Origin of the sequence: Streptomyces misionensis (genome assembly GCF_007896895.1) — a bacterium.
Classification (GTDB): domain Bacteria; phylum Actinomycetota; class Actinomycetes; order Streptomycetales; family Streptomycetaceae; genus Streptomyces; species Streptomyces misionensis_A.
In genome coordinates, this window is the sequence record NZ_VOGW01000084.1 from 41,034 (window position 1) to 54,813 (window position 13,780).

Genomic DNA, 13,780 nt, shown 5'->3' on the forward strand with positions numbered 1-13,780 from the left:
CCGGGCCGGGTGGGGGGGGATCAGCGGCGCGAGCTCCACCGCCCGCAGCGCGACGTCCGAGTGCTCGGGGCGGGCCGCGGCCCACGCCCGGATGTTGTTGAGGATCCGCTGGACGACCTCCAGCGGCGGCGCGGGCCCCAGCATCGCCGGGTCCAGCGGCGCGCCGGTCGCCCCGACCACCAGCAGCTCGGCGTCCGGCCCGCTCAGCACCCGCCCGCCCTCGAACGGATCGGCCAGCACCTGCTCCCCGGGCGCCCCGAACCCGATCACGAAGTGCCCGGGCAGCGCCACGCCGTACACCGGGGCCCCGGCCCGCCGGGCGACTTCCAGCCACACCACGGACAGCAGGATCGGCAGCCCGCGCCGCCGCCGCAGCACCTCGTGCAGCAGCGAGGACTCCAGGCGCTGGTAGTCGCCGGGCGTCCCGTGGAACTCGTAGCGGCCGCCGAGCAGCCGCCGTACCGCCTCCGCCCAGGCGCGCGGCCCGCCCGGCCGGTACGGCAGCTCGCCCGCGAGCCGGTCCAGCTCGGCCTGCGCGGCGTCCATCCCGGCCTCGTCCAGCGCGCCGTCCGTCTCCGCGCCGATCAGCAGGCACAGCGCCGCCAGGTCCGGCCGCTCGGCCCGCGCCTCCTCACCGAACCGGCGCCGCACCTCGGCGGACCGCTCCGGCGACGGCGGGTAGGGGGGCGGCAGATGGGGGTTCGGCATGGCGGGTTCCTGCCCTCTCAAGGGGTCCACGACCGGTCCGGGAGGTCCTGCGGCGCGCGTTCCCCCGGCTCCCGGAAGTGGTGGTAGGCGTGGTGCCGGGAGAAGCCCAGGGCGGTGTAGAGGGCCCGCGCGGGCTCGTTGTCGGACTCCACCTGGAGCCAGGCGGCCGACGCGCCCTCGGCCAGGGCGCGGCGGGCGAGCGCGGCCATCACCTCGGTGGCCAGGCCCTGTCTGCGCCGCTCGGGAGCCACCTCGACGGCGGCGAACCCGGCCCAGCGCCCGTCCACGACACACCGGCCGATCGCCGCCGGGGCCTCGCCCGGCGCGCCCGGCACGGAGGCGAACCACACGGACGGCCCCACCGCACCGCCGCCCGCCTGGGAGCCGAGCACCTTCAGGGCCACCTCGCTCACCCCCTTGCGCTGGTACCGCGTGAGCCACGCCTCGTCCGCCTCGCGGGCGAGCCGCACGTCCGCGCCCGCCGGCCGGTCCGCGACCGGCGCCAGGGCGCCCGTCCACACCTCGGCGGTCACCTCCCGCACCCAGCCGCGCCGCTCCAGCTCCGCGCAGAGCAGCTCCTGCGTGCCCTCGGCGCCGGTCGCGGTCTGCACGTACGCGGGCAGGCCCCGCTCGCCGTACCAGCGTCGTACGGCCGCCAGGGCCGCGTCGAGCGGACGGCCGGGATCGCCCAGCGGCAGCACGCTGTTGGCCCGCCGGGTGAACCCGCCGGCGGCCCGCAGCTCCCACTGGCCGAGCGGCTCGCTCTCCACCGGCCGCCACGCGCGCGAGGCGACGCGGGCCAGCTCCTCGTAGCCGGCCGCGGGGCCCCGGCGACGCGCCGGGGCGGCCGGTACGACCTTGCCCGCCACGAGGGAGGTTTCCGGAAAACGGACACTCTCGCCGCTCCGTTGTGTGATCATGACCACGCCATGATCCCAAGATGTGAGAACGCCCACCGTGTCGGTGAACTTCTCCCGCGCCGCGCCGGGTTCGCTCAACCGCCGCACGGAGACGCGTTTCCCCACGTCAGCGGGGGTGATACGGACTTCAAGGCGCCCTTGTGCCGAGATTTCCACCGGTCAGTTCACCCCTCCTGTTCGGATCATGCTCCGGAACGGAGATACTAGGGGCGGGCATCGACGACGCCGCGCTCCCGCGCGCCAGGCGGCGGAGCCTGAGGAGGCCCGCCAGCGCCCTATCGAGGAGGAACGACAGCGTGACCTACGTCATCGCGCAGCCTTGTGTCGACGTCAAGGACAAGGCGTGCATCGAGGAGTGCCCGGTCGACTGCATCTACGAGGGCCAGCGGTCCTTGTACATCCACCCGGACGAATGCGTCGACTGTGGTGCCTGTGAGCCGGTCTGCCCGGTCGAGGCGATCTTCTACGAGGACGACGTCCCGGAGGAGTGGAAGGACTACTACAAGGCGAACGTCGAGTTCTTCGACGAGCTGGGCTCGCCCGGCGGCGCCAGCAAGCTGGGGCTGATCGAGCGCGACCACCCCTTCGTCGCCGCGCTGCCGCCGCAGGGCGAGTGACCGTTTAGCGCCAAGCGGCACGCGCCGAACCGCGCCGCCTCGGTCCCGTACGGCCCGATCGCCCCGATCGCCGCCGCACGGGACCGAGGCGTTTGCCGCACCAGACGAAAGTGAGCCACTGATCGTGTCCGCAGTCTCCGAACGGCTTCCCGTCTTCCCCTGGGACAAGCTGGAGCCCTACAAGAAGACGGCCGCGGCCCACCCGGACGGCATCGTCGACCTCTCCGTCGGCACCCCGGTGGACCCGGTCCCCGAGCTGATCCAGAAGGCCCTCGTCGACGCGGCCGACTCCCCGGGCTATCCGACCGTCTGGGGCACCCCCGCGCTGCGGGACGCGATCTGCGGCTGGCTGGAGCGCCGCCTGGGCGCCCGCGACGTCACCCACCGGCACGTGCTGCCGGTCGTCGGCTCCAAGGAACTGGTGGCCTGGCTGCCGACCCAGCTGGGCCTCGGCCCCGGCGACAAGGTCGCCTACCCGCGGCTGGCCTACCCGACGTACGAGGTGGGCGCCCGCCTCGCCCGCGCCGCCTACGAGGTCTACGACGACCCGCGCGACCTGGACCCGGCCGGCCTCAAGCTGCTCTGGCTGAACTCCCCGTCCAACCCCACGGGCAAGGTCCTGTCCGCGCGGGAGCTGACCGGCATCGTCGCCTGGGCCCGCGCCCACGGCGTGCTGGTCGTCTCCGACGAGTGCTACCTGGAGCTGGGCTGGGAGGCCGACCCGGTCTCGGTCCTGCACCCGGACGTCAACGGCGGCTCGTACGACGGCATCGTGGCCGTGCACTCCCTGTCCAAGCGCTCCAACCTGGCCGGCTACCGCGCCGCCTTCGTCGCGGGCGACCCGGCGGTCCTCGGCCCGCTGCTGGAGATCCGCAAGCACGGCGGCATGATGACGTCCGCGCCGACCCAGGCCGCGGTCGTGGCCGCCCTCGGCGACGACGCCCACGTCCAGGAGCAGCGCGCCCGCTACGCCGCCCGCCGCGAGGCCCTTCGGGCGGCCCTGGTCTCCCACGGCTTCCGCATCGAGCACAGCGAGGCCAGCCTCTACCTGTGGGCGACCCGCGACGAGTCGTGCTGGACCACGGTCGCCCACCTCGCCGACCTCGGCATCCTGGTCGCTCCGGGCGACTTCTACGGCACGGCGGGCGAGAACTTCGTGCGCGTGGCCCTGACGGCCACCGACGAGCGCGTCCAGGCGGCGGTCTCCCGGCTGCGCTGACCGCCGCGGGCCCCTGACCGCCCGGACATGCGGAACGGGGCCCAGGGAACCCCTGGACCCCGTTCACCGGGCGGTGTGCCGGATCAGGCCCGGACTCAGGTCAGCGGCAGGCCCTTGACCGGCAGGTTGGACGTGGGCAGCCCGCCCTTCGTCGCACCGGCCGCCGCGTCCCCGAGGGCGCTTCCCGCGGCCCCGGCCAGACCGCCCGCGGCCTGCTGCGCCGCGGGCGCCGCCTTGCGCACGGCACCGCCGGCCGTCTTGCCCGCGGCAGGCACCGCCTGCTTGACGGCGTTGCCGCCCGCGTTGCCCGCCAGCGTGGTGACGTTCTCGGCGGTACCGGCGGCGGTGTCGCCGACGTGCGCGGCGTCCAGCGCGGTCAGACCGCCCAGGTTCGGAGTGGCCGGCAGGTTCGTGGCCGCACCGGCGGAGCCGGCCGCACCGACCCCGGCGGCCGCTCCCGCTGCGACGAGCAGCGCGGCACGGGCGATCCGGCGGGTCAGAGGGAGGGACATGATGCTCCATTCGACGGGAGGGAACGGTGTCTGTCGTCCGGACCCGGCACCGGGCTCGGACGCCGTGACTACCGCTCGACGCCCCCGAAGGTTGCGGACGCCCCAGGTCACGAATGGATAACGCATCGCATTATCAGGTGTGGATAAAAACGGGCAAAGAGCATGGCCCGGCACGCCCGGCAGAATCCTTACGCCCCTTGATTCCCAAGGGTTTCCCGGTTCGGTCCGTGAATCGCCCGTACGGCCCCGCATAAGACGGTGGAGCCACCCGCCGGGGCGACGCGCCGTACTACTGTCCGGTCACGATCCGGACAACGCCCAGGGACCGCTCCGCACCGCCGGCCCCGTCCGACCGCACCGGCTGCCACGACCCGTCGTCGCTCGTCCAGGTCCGCCCCGCGTACGTCACCCGCTGGATGTGCAGCGCCGCGGAGTTGGCGACCGCCCACTGCGCCAGCTGCCACCCCCGCTGCCCCTCGCCGCGCCCGCTCGGGTCCGTGCGGGCGCCGAGCGGCACCGGCACGCTCACGGTCCGCCCGCTCGCCGTCGCGGTCACGCTGGGCGAGGGGGAGGGCGAGGGCACCGGAGTGCCGGCGACCTCCGCGCCGGTCTCCTGCAGCGCGTCCCGCCCGAAGTCCCGTACCAGCGCGGCCCGTACCGCGTCCGGACCGGTCGCCGCGGACCTCGCGTCGAAGCGCCCGTCACAGGTCAGCGTGGCCGCCGCCTGCCCGGTCAGCGCCGCCGCCAGCAGCTCGGCGTCCGGCTCGTGCTTGGCGTACGCCTCCGGGAAACCGCTGCGCTGCACCTTCTGCGCGGCCACCGTCAGCGGCAGGCCGGTGTAGTCGGGCACCTTGGCCAGATGGGCGTAGAAGATCCCCGCCGAGTACGTGGGGTCCATGATCTGCTCCTCGGTGCCCCAGCCCTGCGAGGGCCGCTGCTGGAACAGGCCGAGCGAATCCCGGTCGCCGTGCTCGAGGTTGCGCAGCCCGGACTCCTGGATCGCGGTGGCCAGCGCGATGGTCACGGCCCGCTCGGGCATGTTCCGGCCGGTACCGACGGCGGCGATCGTCGCCGCGTTCGCCGCCTGCTCGGGCGTGAACTCGTACGACGCCCCGTCGCCGGTGGCCGAGACCACCGTGCAGCCATGGGCGCCGCCGCCTCCGGTGACGTACTGCACCACGAGGTACGCGGCGACGCCGCACAGGACCAACAGGGCCGCACAGAACCGGAAAAGACGGCCGCGGCGCTTGAGACGGGTGGGGGACGGCTCAGACACGCGTACAAGGTACTGGAGCGATCACCACCCCTGTGCCAGCGGCCCGTTACCGCGTGTGAGCCGGGCGTCCGACGACGGCGCGCTAGGGTCGACACCATGGCCGACACCTCGCTTGACCTCACGCTGGACGCCGCCGCGCTCACCGCGCGGCTCGTGGACCTCCCCTCCGAGAGCGGCACCGAGAAGCCGCTCGCGGACGCCGTCGAGACCGCCCTGCGCGCCCTGCCGCACCTGACCGTGGACCGGTACGGCAACAACGTGATCGCCCGGACGAACCTGGGCCGTGCCGAGCGGGTCGTCCTGGCCGGACACATCGACACCGTGCCGATCGCGGACAACGTGCCCTCGCGCCTGGACGAGGACGGCGTGCTGTGGGGCTGCGGCACCTGCGACATGAAGTCGGGCGTGGCGGTGCAGCTGCGCATCGCGGCCACGGTCCCCGCCCCCAACCGCGATCTGACCTTCGTCTTCTACGACAACGAGGAGGTCGCCGCCCACCTCAACGGCCTCCGGCACGTCGCCGAGGCCCACCCGGAGTGGCTGGCGGGCGACTTCGCGGTGCTGCTCGAACCCTCCGACGGCGAGGTCGAGGGCGGCTGCCAGGGCACGCTGCGGATGCTGCTGCGGACCAAGGGCGAGCGGGCGCACTCGGCGCGCTCCTGGATGGGCGCCAACGCCGTCCACGCCGCCGCGCCGATCCTGGAGCGCCTCGCGGCCTACGAGCCCCGCCACCCGGTGATCGACGGCCTGGAGTACCGCGAGGGCCTGAACGCCGTGGGCATCAGCGGCGGGGTCGCGGGCAACGTCATCCCCGACGAGTGCGTGGTCACGGTCAACTTCCGCTACGCCCCCGACCGCACCGAGGAGGAGGCCGTCGCGCACGTCCACGAGGTGTTCGCGGACTGCGGGGTCGAGGAGTTCGTGATCGACGACCACAGCGGCGGCGCGCTGCCCGGCCTCTCCCACCCGGCCGCCGCGGCCTTCATCGAGGCGGTGGGCGGCGCCCCGCGGCCCAAGTACGGCTGGACGGACGTCTCCCGCTTCGCCGCGCTCGGCATCCCCGCGGTCAACTACGGCCCCGGCAACCCGCACCTGGCGCACAAGCGGGACGAGCGGGTGGAGACCGCGAAGATCCTCGCGGCCGAGGAGCGGCTGCGCGGCTGGCTCACGGCGTAGTGCTGTGGCCGGGCGTCGCGAGCCGGTGAACCTCTCCGGTCGCGGCACCGGCGGAGCCCCACGCGGCGCACGTCCGGCGGACACGCGCAGGTCCCCCCTGCGCAACCCGCGTGGATCTACGCTGGGACGGAACCACCGGCAAGCGGAGGGAGCGCACATGCCTACCGGGAACCCCGAGGGGAAGAAGCAGCCACCGGACGAGCAGCGGCTGGGGCCGGTCCTCCGACGGCGGGACCAGGTGACGGCGAGCACGACCGACCAGCGGCTGCTGGACGAGCGCGCCCCCAACGACTGGGTCCACACCGACCCCTGGCGGGTGCTGCGCATCCAGTCGGAGTTCATCGAGGGCTTCGGCACCCTGGCCGAACTCCCGCCCGCCATCAGCGTGTTCGGCTCGGCCCGCACCCCGGTGGACTCGCCGGAGTACGACGCCGGGGTCCGGCTCGGCCGGGGCCTGGTGCAGGCCGGCTGGGCGGTGATCACCGGCGGCGGTCCCGGCGCCATGGAGGCGGCCAACAAGGGCGCGTGCGAGGCGGGCGGCGTCTCGGTGGGCCTCGGCATCGAGCTGCCCTTCGAGCAGGGCCTGAACCCCTACGTCGACATCGGGCTGAACTTCCGGTACTTCTTCGTCCGCAAGATGATGTTCGTCAAATACGCCCAGGGGTTCGTCGTCCTGCCCGGTGGCCTCGGCACCCTGGACGAGCTGTTCGAGGCGCTGACCCTGGTCCAGACCCAGAAGGTCACCCGCTTCCCGATCGTCCTGTTCGGCAGCGCGTACTGGGGCGGCCTGGTCGACTGGCTCAAGAACACCCTGGTGGCCTCGGGCAAGGCCATGGAGAAGGACCTCCTGCTCTTCCACGTCACCGACGACGTGGAAGAGGCCGTGGCCCTGGTCTCCAAGGAGGCCGCCCGCTAGGGCCTCCCGTGTGGATCAGGCCGCGTCAGGCCAGCCCCCGCCGGGCCACCGCGGGAGCGCGGTGGCCCGCGATGGAGGAGACCATGTCGAGCACCTGGCGGGTCTCGGCGACCTCGTGGACGCGGTAGACCATCGCGCCGAGCCACGAGGACACCGCCGTCGTGGCCAGCGTGCCGATCAGCCGCTCCTTGACCGGCCGGTCCAGCGTCTCGCCGACGAAGTCCTTGTTGGACAGTGACACCAGCACCGGCCAGCCCGAGGCGACCATCTCGTCCAGCCGGCGCGTCGCCTCCAGGCTGTGCCGGGTGTTCTTGCCGAAGTCGTGCCCGGGATCGATCAGCACCGACTCCCGCGGCACCCCGAGCGCCACCGCCCGCTCGGCGAGACCCACGGTCACGTCCAGGATGTCGGCCATGACGTCGTCGTACGTCACCCGGTGCGGGCGGGTCCGCGGCTCGGCGCCGCCCGCGTGGGTGCACACCAGCCCCACGCCGTACCGCGCCGCCACCTCGGCGAGGCCGGGGTCCGCGCCGCCCCACGCGTCGTTCAGCAGATCCGCGCCCGCCTCGCACACCGCCTCGCCGACCTCGGCCCGCCAGGTGTCCACGCTGATGATCACGTCCGGGAAGCGGCGCCGCACCTCCGCCACGAAGCCGACCGTGCGGCGCGCCTCCTCCTCGGCCGAGACCTCCTCGCCCGGGCCCGCCTTCACCCCGCCGATGTCGATGATCGCCGCGCCCTCGGCCACCGCCTGCTCCACCCGAGCCAGGGCCGGTTCGTCCCGGAAGGTCGCCCCCCGGTCGTAGAAGGAGTCCGGGGTCCGGTTCACGATCGCCATGATCACTCGTTCGTGCGGTCCGAATTCCCGCCTGCCCAGCCTGAGCATCCGCTGTGACCTCTCCTCGTACGTCCGGCACTGCGACCGCCAGTGACCCTAACCGTCAGACTCGCATGGCACGATCGGACCAGACAGATTCCGCGTCCGGCACCCGTGGCCGGCACCCGAGCGTGGGGACCTCGAGACGATGGTGATGTTCCTGTTCCTGGTCGTCGCGCTGGCCGTCGTGGTCGCCGCGGTGACCCTCGCCGTGGTGGGCGGCGGCGACGGCGCCCCGCTGCCCGAGGCCGCGCCCGAGCGGCTCCAGGACCCGCTTCCGGAGGACCGCCCGGTCGGCCGCGCCGACATCGAGACCCTGCGCTTCCCGCTGGCCCCGCGCGGCTACCGCATGGCCGACGTGGACGACGCCCTCGGCCGGCTCGCCGCCGAACTCGCCGAGCGGGACGCCCGGATCGCCGGTCTGGAATCCGCGCTGGCCGGCGCCCGGGCCGCCGCCGCGCGGCCCGCGCAGGAGAAGCCCGAGCACCCGGAGGACCAGCCGTGACCGCCGCCATCGCCGGGCCGGACGGCGCGCTGCGCTGCCCCTGGGCCCTGTCCACCGACGACTACGTCTCGTACCACGACGAGGAGTGGGGCCGCCCGGTCCACGGCGACGACGCCCTCTTCGAACGGCTCAGCCTGGAGGCGTTCCAGTCGGGCCTGTCCTGGATCACCATCCTGCGCCGCCGTCCGGGCTTCCGCACGGCCTTCGCGGGCTTTTCCATCGAGAAGGTCGCCGCCTTCACCGACGAGGACCGCGAGCGGCTGCTGGCCGACCCCGGCATCATCCGCAACCGCGCCAAGATCGACGCCACCCTGGCCAACGCCCGCGTCCTCGCCGGCTGGTCCGACGGCGACCTGGACGAACTGATCTGGTCCCACGCCCCCGACCCCGCGACCCGCCCGGTCCCGAAGACCCTGGCGGACGTCCCGGCGGTCACCCCCCAGTCCACGGCCCTGTCCAAGGCGCTGAAGAAGCGGGGCCTGAGGTTCGTGGGACCCACGACGGCGTACGCGCTGATGCAGGCGTGCGGGCTGGTGGACGACCACCTGGAGGCGTGCGTGGCCCGTCGCGCCCCGGCGGGAGGTCACCGCCCCGAGTAGCGCGGCTTCTCCTTGTCGACGAACGCCTGCACGGCGATCGCGTGGTCCTCGGACTGCCCGGCCCGGGTCTGGAGCTCGTCCTCCTTGTCGAGGGTCTCCGACAGCGAGTGCGTCAGCCCGAACGCCATCGCCTCCTTGATCGCCGCGTACGCCACCGTCGGGCCCGAGGCGAGCTTGCGCGCCACCTTCTCGGCCTCGGCCCGCAGCTCGCCGGAGGGCACGACCCGGCTCGCGATGCCCAGCTCCAGCGCTTCCCGCGCGCCGATGCTGCGCGGGAAGAGCAGCAGGTCGGCCGCGCGGCCGGGCCCGACCACCCGGGGCAGCGTCCAGGAGATCCCCGAGTCGCCGGTCAGGGCGACCCCCGCGAACGACGTGTTGAAGGACGCCGTGTCGGCGACGACGCGGTAGTCCGCGGCGAGGGCGAAGCCGAACCCGGCCCCGGCCGCGACCCCGTTCACGGCGGCGACCACCGGCTTCGCCGCCCCGGCGAGGGCCCGCACGATCGGGTTGTAGTGCTCCCCGACCGTGCTCATCGTCTGCCCGGAGCCCGTCTTCCGGTCCTCGGCCAGCAGCCCGATGTGCTCCTTGAGGTCCTGGCCCACGCAGAACGCCCGGTCGCCGGCCGCGGTCAGCAGGATCGCCCGCACCGCCGCGTCCCCGGCCGCCTCCCGCGCCGCCTCCCGCAGGGCGACCTTGGCCTCGACGTTCAGCGCGTTCATCGCCTCGGGGCGGTTCAGCGTGATCGTCGCGAGCCCGTCGCTCACCTCGTAGAGCACGGTGTCGGCCATGGCGCATCCCCTCCGTCGCGGTGGTGACGTACCGATCGGTACGTCCGTGTCCGACAACAGCATGGCGGAGATCACCGGCCGAGGGCCCGACCACGGGTGTGAGCTGCGTCAAAGAAAACCGGACGGAGGTTGGCCGACGGGTGTGTGTGCGATGGCGCAGTATCGCAGCCACATCCCCGAATTGAGTGGTTTTGCTCGCGCGCGTTGCCCAAGCGATGCGGACCGATGTTGGTCATCGGGTCCTGAGATGCGGGATAATGGCTGGGAAGCAATGTGTTCGATGCCGGTGTCGCGTGCCCGATCCGGTCCCGCGGGTGCCCGCCCGGGTGCCATCAATCGGCAGACGTGAGCTGGTTTCAGGAAGGGGAACGAGCATGGCGGCCATGAAGCCGCGGACGGGCGATGGCCCGCTCGAGGTGACCAAGGAGGGGCGGGGCATCGTCATGCGCGTTCCGCTCGAAGGCGGCGGTCGACTCGTCGTCGAGCTGACCCCTGACGAGGCCGAGGCGCTCGGTGACGCCCTCAAGAAGGTCGTCGTCTGACGCGCGAGAGTCAGTCCTCGCGGCTGCCCCGGCATCGTACGCGGTGCCGGGGCAGCCGCGTTCCCGGCCCCCCGCGCCCGCCGGCGGACCCTTCCCGGGCGGCCGCCGTCACCGCTTGACCGCGCACAGCAGCCCGTCGCCGACCGGCAGCAGCGACGTCACCATCTCCTGGCTCTCGCGCACCGTGCGCAGCAGTTCCCGCAGCCGCAGCACCTCGGACGGCTGCGGACCCGAGTCGACCGTACGGCCGCTCGCGAAGACGCCCTCGAAGACCACCACACCGCCGGAGCGCAGCAGCCGCAGCGACTCGGCGAAGTAGTCGAGGTACTCCAGCCGGTCCCCGTCACAGAAGACGAGGTCGTATCCCGCGTCCGCGAGCCGGGGCAGCACCTCCAGGGCGCGGCCGGGGATGAAGCGGGCCCGGTTGCTGGCGAAGCCGCAGGCGCGGAAGGCCTGCCGGGCGAACTGCTGGTGCTCCGGCTCCGAATCGACCGTGGTGAGCACGCCGTCCGGGCGCATGCCGTGCAGCAGATGGATTCCGGACACCCCGCAGCCCGTGCCGATCTCCGCGACCGCCTTCGCGTCCACGGAGGCGGCGAGCAGGCGCAGCGCGGAGCCCGTGCCGGGCGACACCGAGCGAAGTCCCGCGTCACGGGCGCGGTCGCGGGCCCAGAGCAGCGCTTCGTCCTCGGCGGCAAAGGCGTCGGCGAATGCCGAGCTCGTCTGCCGGTTGCCGGTAATGACCCTCTCCTGTCCCCATGGATGCCTCGGCGTGACTGTATCCGTTGGCGTCGGGAACCCGCAGATGGGACCGGGCGTTTACAGGGAAGAGAAGGTGACGGGGGAATGGTTCGGGGGCAGGGGATGGACGAGGAGAGCGCACAACTGCTGACGCAGCGGCACGAGCCGCGCCAGCAAGTATCAAATTCTCGTAAAAACGCTTATCCGGAGCTAACGGGCGAGGTGGCTATGGTAGGGGCTCCACTGGACACCACCAGAGCCGACAGGGGAGGTGCGGCTGCGCCCGAGGACCGGGGTGGAGTGCTGCGGCGCTTCCTCGGGTCGGCGGGCAGGCCGAAATCCGTGACCGACACCGCTGCTGACCACCACGCCGCCGGCCTCGCCCCGGGCGAGCCCCAGACCGCGACCTTCACTAGTGACGCGGACGGGCAGGCGTGGACTCCGCCCACCTGGGAGGAGATCGTCAGCACCCACAGCGCCCGCGTCTACCGCCTGGCCTACCGCCTCACCGGCAACCAGCACGACGCCGAGGACCTCACCCAGGAGGTGTTCGTGCGCGTCTTCCGCTCGCTGTCGACGTACTCGCCGGGCACCTTCGAGGGCTGGCTGCACCGCATCACCACCAACCTCTTCCTGGACATGGTCCGGCGCAAGCAGCGCATCCGCTTCGACGCCCTCGGCGAGGACGCGGCCGAGCGCCTGGCCAGCCGCGAACCCACCCCCCAGCAGCTCTTCAACGACGCCCACTTCGACGCGGACGTCCAGCAGGCCCTGGACACCCTCGCGCCCGAGTTCCGCGCCGCCGTGGTGCTGTGCGACATCGAGGGGCTGTCGTACGAGGAGATCGCCGCGACCCTCGGCGTGAAGCTCGGCACCGTCCGCTCCCGTATCCACCGCGGCCGCTCCCAGCTCCGCAAGGCCCTCGCGCACCGCTCACCGGAGGCCCGCGCGGCCGAGCGGCGCTCGTTCCTGGCCCGGGTCCCCGCGCTGGGGGGAGGGGGCGCGACGGCGTGAGCGGATCGCGACAGAAACCCGTCGGGGAGGCACGCCTCGCCGAGCAGCATCTGGGAGACCGGCTCTCCGCCCTGGTGGACGGAGAGCTCGGCCATGACACGCGGGAACGCGTCCTCGCCCACCTGGCCACCTGCGCCCGCTGCAAGGCGGAGGCGGACGCCCAGCGCGCGCTGAAGAGCGTCTTCGCGGCGGCGCCCCCGCCCCCGCCCTCGGCGAGCCTGCTGGCCCGCCTCCAGGGCCTGCCCGGCGGCGACCCCGACGGCGGCGGCACACCGCCCCCCGGACTCCTCGGGAGCGGCCACGAGGCCCCGGCCTCCGGCTCCCCGGGCGTCTTCGGCACCCGGCGCGGCTTCTCCTTCGGCTACGTCCCGGCGCGTCCGCACGGCCCCGGCCCCGTCCCCGAGGACGACGGCTTCCGCATCCATCCCGTCGGCCGCCCGGACGACGGCCGCGCCGCCTCGCGCGGGCTGAGGTTCGCGTTCGCCGCCGCCGGCGCGGTGTCGCTGGCCGCGGTCGCCCTCGGCGGCGTGACCACCGCCATCCCCGGCTACCCGGCTGCGGACTCCCGCGGCTCCGGCACCGGCAGCAACGTGGTCCCGGCCGGCACCGCGGGCACCGCGGGTACCGGCGGCGGCACCGGCGCGGGCACGGCCGACGCCCAGCGCCGTCGCCCCGGCCCGCTGCTCGCCCAGGGCGGGACCCTGCTCGGGCGTACGACGACGCCGCCGACCGCCGTCACCGCCCCCCTGGTGCCCGGTGCCCCGGCCCCCTCGGCGGGCCCGGACCAGGGTCTCGGCGGCCGGGTGAGCGCTCCGCTGATGGCGGGCGCGACCGCCGTCTCCCCGCTGATACGCCTGCCGGACAAGGCCACGGGCCTGCCGCTGGACAAGTGGTCCACGGCCCCGATGGTCCCCGGCCTGCTGTCCGACTCCGTCCCCGACGTCCTCACCACTCCCTCGACGTCCCCGAGCGCTCCGGACCGGGCGCGCTGACCGCCGCTGCGCCACGGCCCGCGAACCTGGTTGAATCCGGTGAGGGCCGTGCCCGTGGTGATCGACCGGGCACGCAGTCGACGTTCCGCGGCCGCCGCAGCGCACGGCCGCGGCCGGCCGTGGGGAGAGCATGAACGAGGGCAGCCGTGTCCCGCCGGGAGCGGGTACGGAGGGGGCGGCGGGGGCCGGCCAGCGGGGGGAAGGCGACGGCGACTGGGGGGGGGTGGGTCGGGGGGACGCCGCAGCCCCAGGCGCCGAGGACCAGGCGCCGGTAGCCGTGGGCGGCGGCGGTCTCCAGGACCCGCTCGGCCCGCGTGGCGAGGGCGGCCGGGATCTCGGCGGCGCGCTCGGGGGCACGGGGCGGCAGCACGCCGGCGT

Annotated in this window: 16 protein-coding genes and 1 pseudogene; 9 read left to right on the plus strand and 8 right to left on the minus strand. The window is 73.9% G+C overall.

Annotated elements, in window-relative coordinates:
- Positions 1-708, minus strand: a 708-nt coding sequence (locus FRZ03_RS14355) for a transglutaminase-like domain-containing protein (RefSeq protein WP_146465573.1), incomplete at its 3' end; no start/stop codon positions are given.
- 17 nt (positions 709-725) lie between these two features.
- Complete coding sequence (locus FRZ03_RS14360; RefSeq protein ID WP_146465537.1) at positions 726-1,784, minus strand: GNAT family N-acetyltransferase; 1,059 nt, start codon at positions 1,782-1,784, stop codon at positions 726-728.
- A 140-nt stretch (positions 1,785-1,924) separates the two neighbouring features.
- Between FRZ03_RS14360 and fdxA the strand changes: the two genes are divergently transcribed.
- A complete protein-coding gene (gene fdxA / locus FRZ03_RS14365) occupies positions 1,925-2,245 on the plus strand; it encodes a ferredoxin (RefSeq protein ID WP_014674796.1) in 321 nt (106 codons plus the stop codon).
- Between the two features lie 124 nt (positions 2,246-2,369).
- Positions 2,370-3,464: a bifunctional succinyldiaminopimelate transaminase/glutamate-prephenate aminotransferase gene (locus tag FRZ03_RS14370; protein WP_146465538.1), complete on the plus strand. Its 1,095-nt coding sequence runs from the start codon at positions 2,370-2,372 to the stop codon at positions 3,462-3,464.
- Positions 3,465-3,559: 95 nt separating this feature from the next.
- Here FRZ03_RS14370 and FRZ03_RS14375 read toward each other — a convergent pair whose 3' ends face one another.
- Together FRZ03_RS14375 and FRZ03_RS14380 are read right to left on the minus strand one after the other, a co-directional pair.
- Positions 3,560-3,976: an ATP-binding protein gene (locus FRZ03_RS14375; RefSeq protein WP_146465539.1), complete on the minus strand. Its 417-nt coding sequence runs from the start codon at positions 3,974-3,976 to the stop codon at positions 3,560-3,562.
- Between the two features lie 289 nt (positions 3,977-4,265).
- The gene (locus FRZ03_RS14380; RefSeq protein ID WP_186785421.1) at positions 4,266-5,252 is read right to left on the minus strand and encodes a VldE C-terminal domain-containing protein; all 987 of its coding nucleotides are present in this window, start codon (positions 5,250-5,252) and stop codon (positions 4,266-4,268) included.
- Positions 5,253-5,348: 96 nt separating this feature from the next.
- Between FRZ03_RS14380 and dapE the strand changes: the two genes are divergently transcribed.
- Together dapE and FRZ03_RS14390 are read left to right on the plus strand one after the other, a co-directional pair.
- Positions 5,349-6,428 carry a succinyl-diaminopimelate desuccinylase gene (dapE, locus tag FRZ03_RS14385; RefSeq protein WP_146465540.1) on the plus strand — a complete coding sequence of 360 codons (1,080 nt, stop codon included), beginning with the start codon at positions 5,349-5,351 and terminating at the stop codon, positions 6,426-6,428.
- A gap of 157 nt (positions 6,429-6,585) precedes the next feature.
- Positions 6,586-7,344, plus strand: a complete 759-nt coding sequence (locus tag FRZ03_RS14390) for an LOG family protein (protein ID WP_146465541.1) — start codon at positions 6,586-6,588, stop codon at positions 7,342-7,344.
- A 25-nt stretch (positions 7,345-7,369) separates the two neighbouring features.
- On the opposite strand, the gene folP is transcribed toward FRZ03_RS14390, so the two are convergent.
- Entirely contained in the window at positions 7,370-8,230 is an 861-nt protein-coding gene (gene folP / locus FRZ03_RS14395) for a dihydropteroate synthase (protein WP_146465542.1), read from the minus strand.
- Between the two features lie 139 nt (positions 8,231-8,369).
- On the opposite strand from folP, the gene FRZ03_RS14400 reads away from it, so the two are divergent.
- Both FRZ03_RS14400 and FRZ03_RS14405 read left to right on the plus strand, forming a co-directional pair.
- A complete protein-coding gene (locus FRZ03_RS14400) occupies positions 8,370-8,726 on the plus strand; it encodes a DivIVA domain-containing protein (RefSeq protein WP_146465543.1) in 357 nt (118 codons plus the stop codon).
- On the plus strand, positions 8,723-9,325 hold the full coding sequence (locus tag FRZ03_RS14405; protein ID WP_146465544.1) for a DNA-3-methyladenine glycosylase I: 603 nt from the start codon (positions 8,723-8,725) through the stop codon (positions 9,323-9,325). The genes FRZ03_RS14400 and FRZ03_RS14405 overlap by 4 nt, the downstream gene beginning before the upstream one ends.
- Here FRZ03_RS14405 and chcB read toward each other — a convergent pair.
- Positions 9,310-10,113, minus strand: a complete 804-nt coding sequence (gene chcB / locus FRZ03_RS14410; protein ID WP_146465545.1) for a 2-cyclohexenylcarbonyl CoA isomerase — start codon at positions 10,111-10,113, stop codon at positions 9,310-9,312. The two genes, FRZ03_RS14405 and chcB, sit on opposite strands and share 16 nt — an antisense overlap.
- A 374-nt stretch (positions 10,114-10,487) precedes the next feature.
- On the opposite strand from chcB, the gene FRZ03_RS14415 reads away from it, so the two are divergent.
- Positions 10,488-10,655, plus strand: coding sequence for a DUF3117 domain-containing protein (locus tag FRZ03_RS14415; RefSeq protein WP_018544333.1), 168 nt, complete (start codon positions 10,488-10,490; stop codon positions 10,653-10,655).
- 108 nt (positions 10,656-10,763) lie between these two features.
- Here FRZ03_RS14415 and FRZ03_RS14420 read toward each other — a convergent pair whose 3' ends face one another.
- Positions 10,764-11,462, minus strand: a complete 699-nt coding sequence (locus tag FRZ03_RS14420; RefSeq protein ID WP_071828745.1) for an O-methyltransferase — start codon at positions 11,460-11,462, stop codon at positions 10,764-10,766.
- A gap of 234 nt (positions 11,463-11,696) precedes the next feature.
- Here FRZ03_RS14420 and sigE point away from each other — a divergent pair, with 234 nt between their 5' ends.
- Together sigE and FRZ03_RS14430 are read left to right on the plus strand one after the other, a co-directional pair.
- The gene (sigE, locus tag FRZ03_RS14425; RefSeq protein WP_070026913.1) at positions 11,697-12,410 is read left to right on the plus strand and encodes an RNA polymerase sigma factor SigE; all 714 of its coding nucleotides are present in this window, start codon (positions 11,697-11,699) and stop codon (positions 12,408-12,410) included.
- On the plus strand, positions 12,407-13,402 hold the full coding sequence (locus FRZ03_RS14430) for a zf-HC2 domain-containing protein (protein ID WP_146465546.1): 996 nt from the start codon (positions 12,407-12,409) through the stop codon (positions 13,400-13,402). The genes sigE and FRZ03_RS14430 overlap by 4 nt, the downstream gene beginning before the upstream one ends.
- A 181-nt stretch (positions 13,403-13,583) precedes the next feature.
- Here FRZ03_RS14430 and FRZ03_RS40285 read toward each other — a convergent pair.
- Positions 13,584-13,780: pseudogene (locus tag FRZ03_RS40285) on the minus strand (TIGR02452 family protein); the annotation flags it as partial.

Coding starts and splice junctions, on each gene's coding strand:
- FRZ03_RS14375 (WP_146465539.1), bottom strand. CDS start 3,976: ATGTCCCTCCCTCTGACCCGCCGGATCGCCCGTGCCGCGCTGCTCGTC.
- folP (WP_146465542.1), bottom strand. CDS start 8,230: ATGCTCAGGCTGGGCAGGCGGGAATTCGGACCGCACGAACGAGTGATC.
- chcB (WP_146465545.1), bottom strand. CDS start 10,113: ATGGCCGACACCGTGCTCTACGAGGTGAGCGACGGGCTCGCGACGATC.
- FRZ03_RS14415 (WP_018544333.1), top strand. CDS start 10,488: ATGGCGGCCATGAAGCCGCGGACGGGCGATGGCCCGCTCGAGGTGACC.
- FRZ03_RS14390 (WP_146465541.1), top strand. CDS start 6,586: ATGCCTACCGGGAACCCCGAGGGGAAGAAGCAGCCACCGGACGAGCAG.
- dapE (WP_146465540.1), top strand. CDS start 5,349: ATGGCCGACACCTCGCTTGACCTCACGCTGGACGCCGCCGCGCTCACC.
- FRZ03_RS14400 (WP_146465543.1), top strand. CDS start 8,370: ATGGTGATGTTCCTGTTCCTGGTCGTCGCGCTGGCCGTCGTGGTCGCC.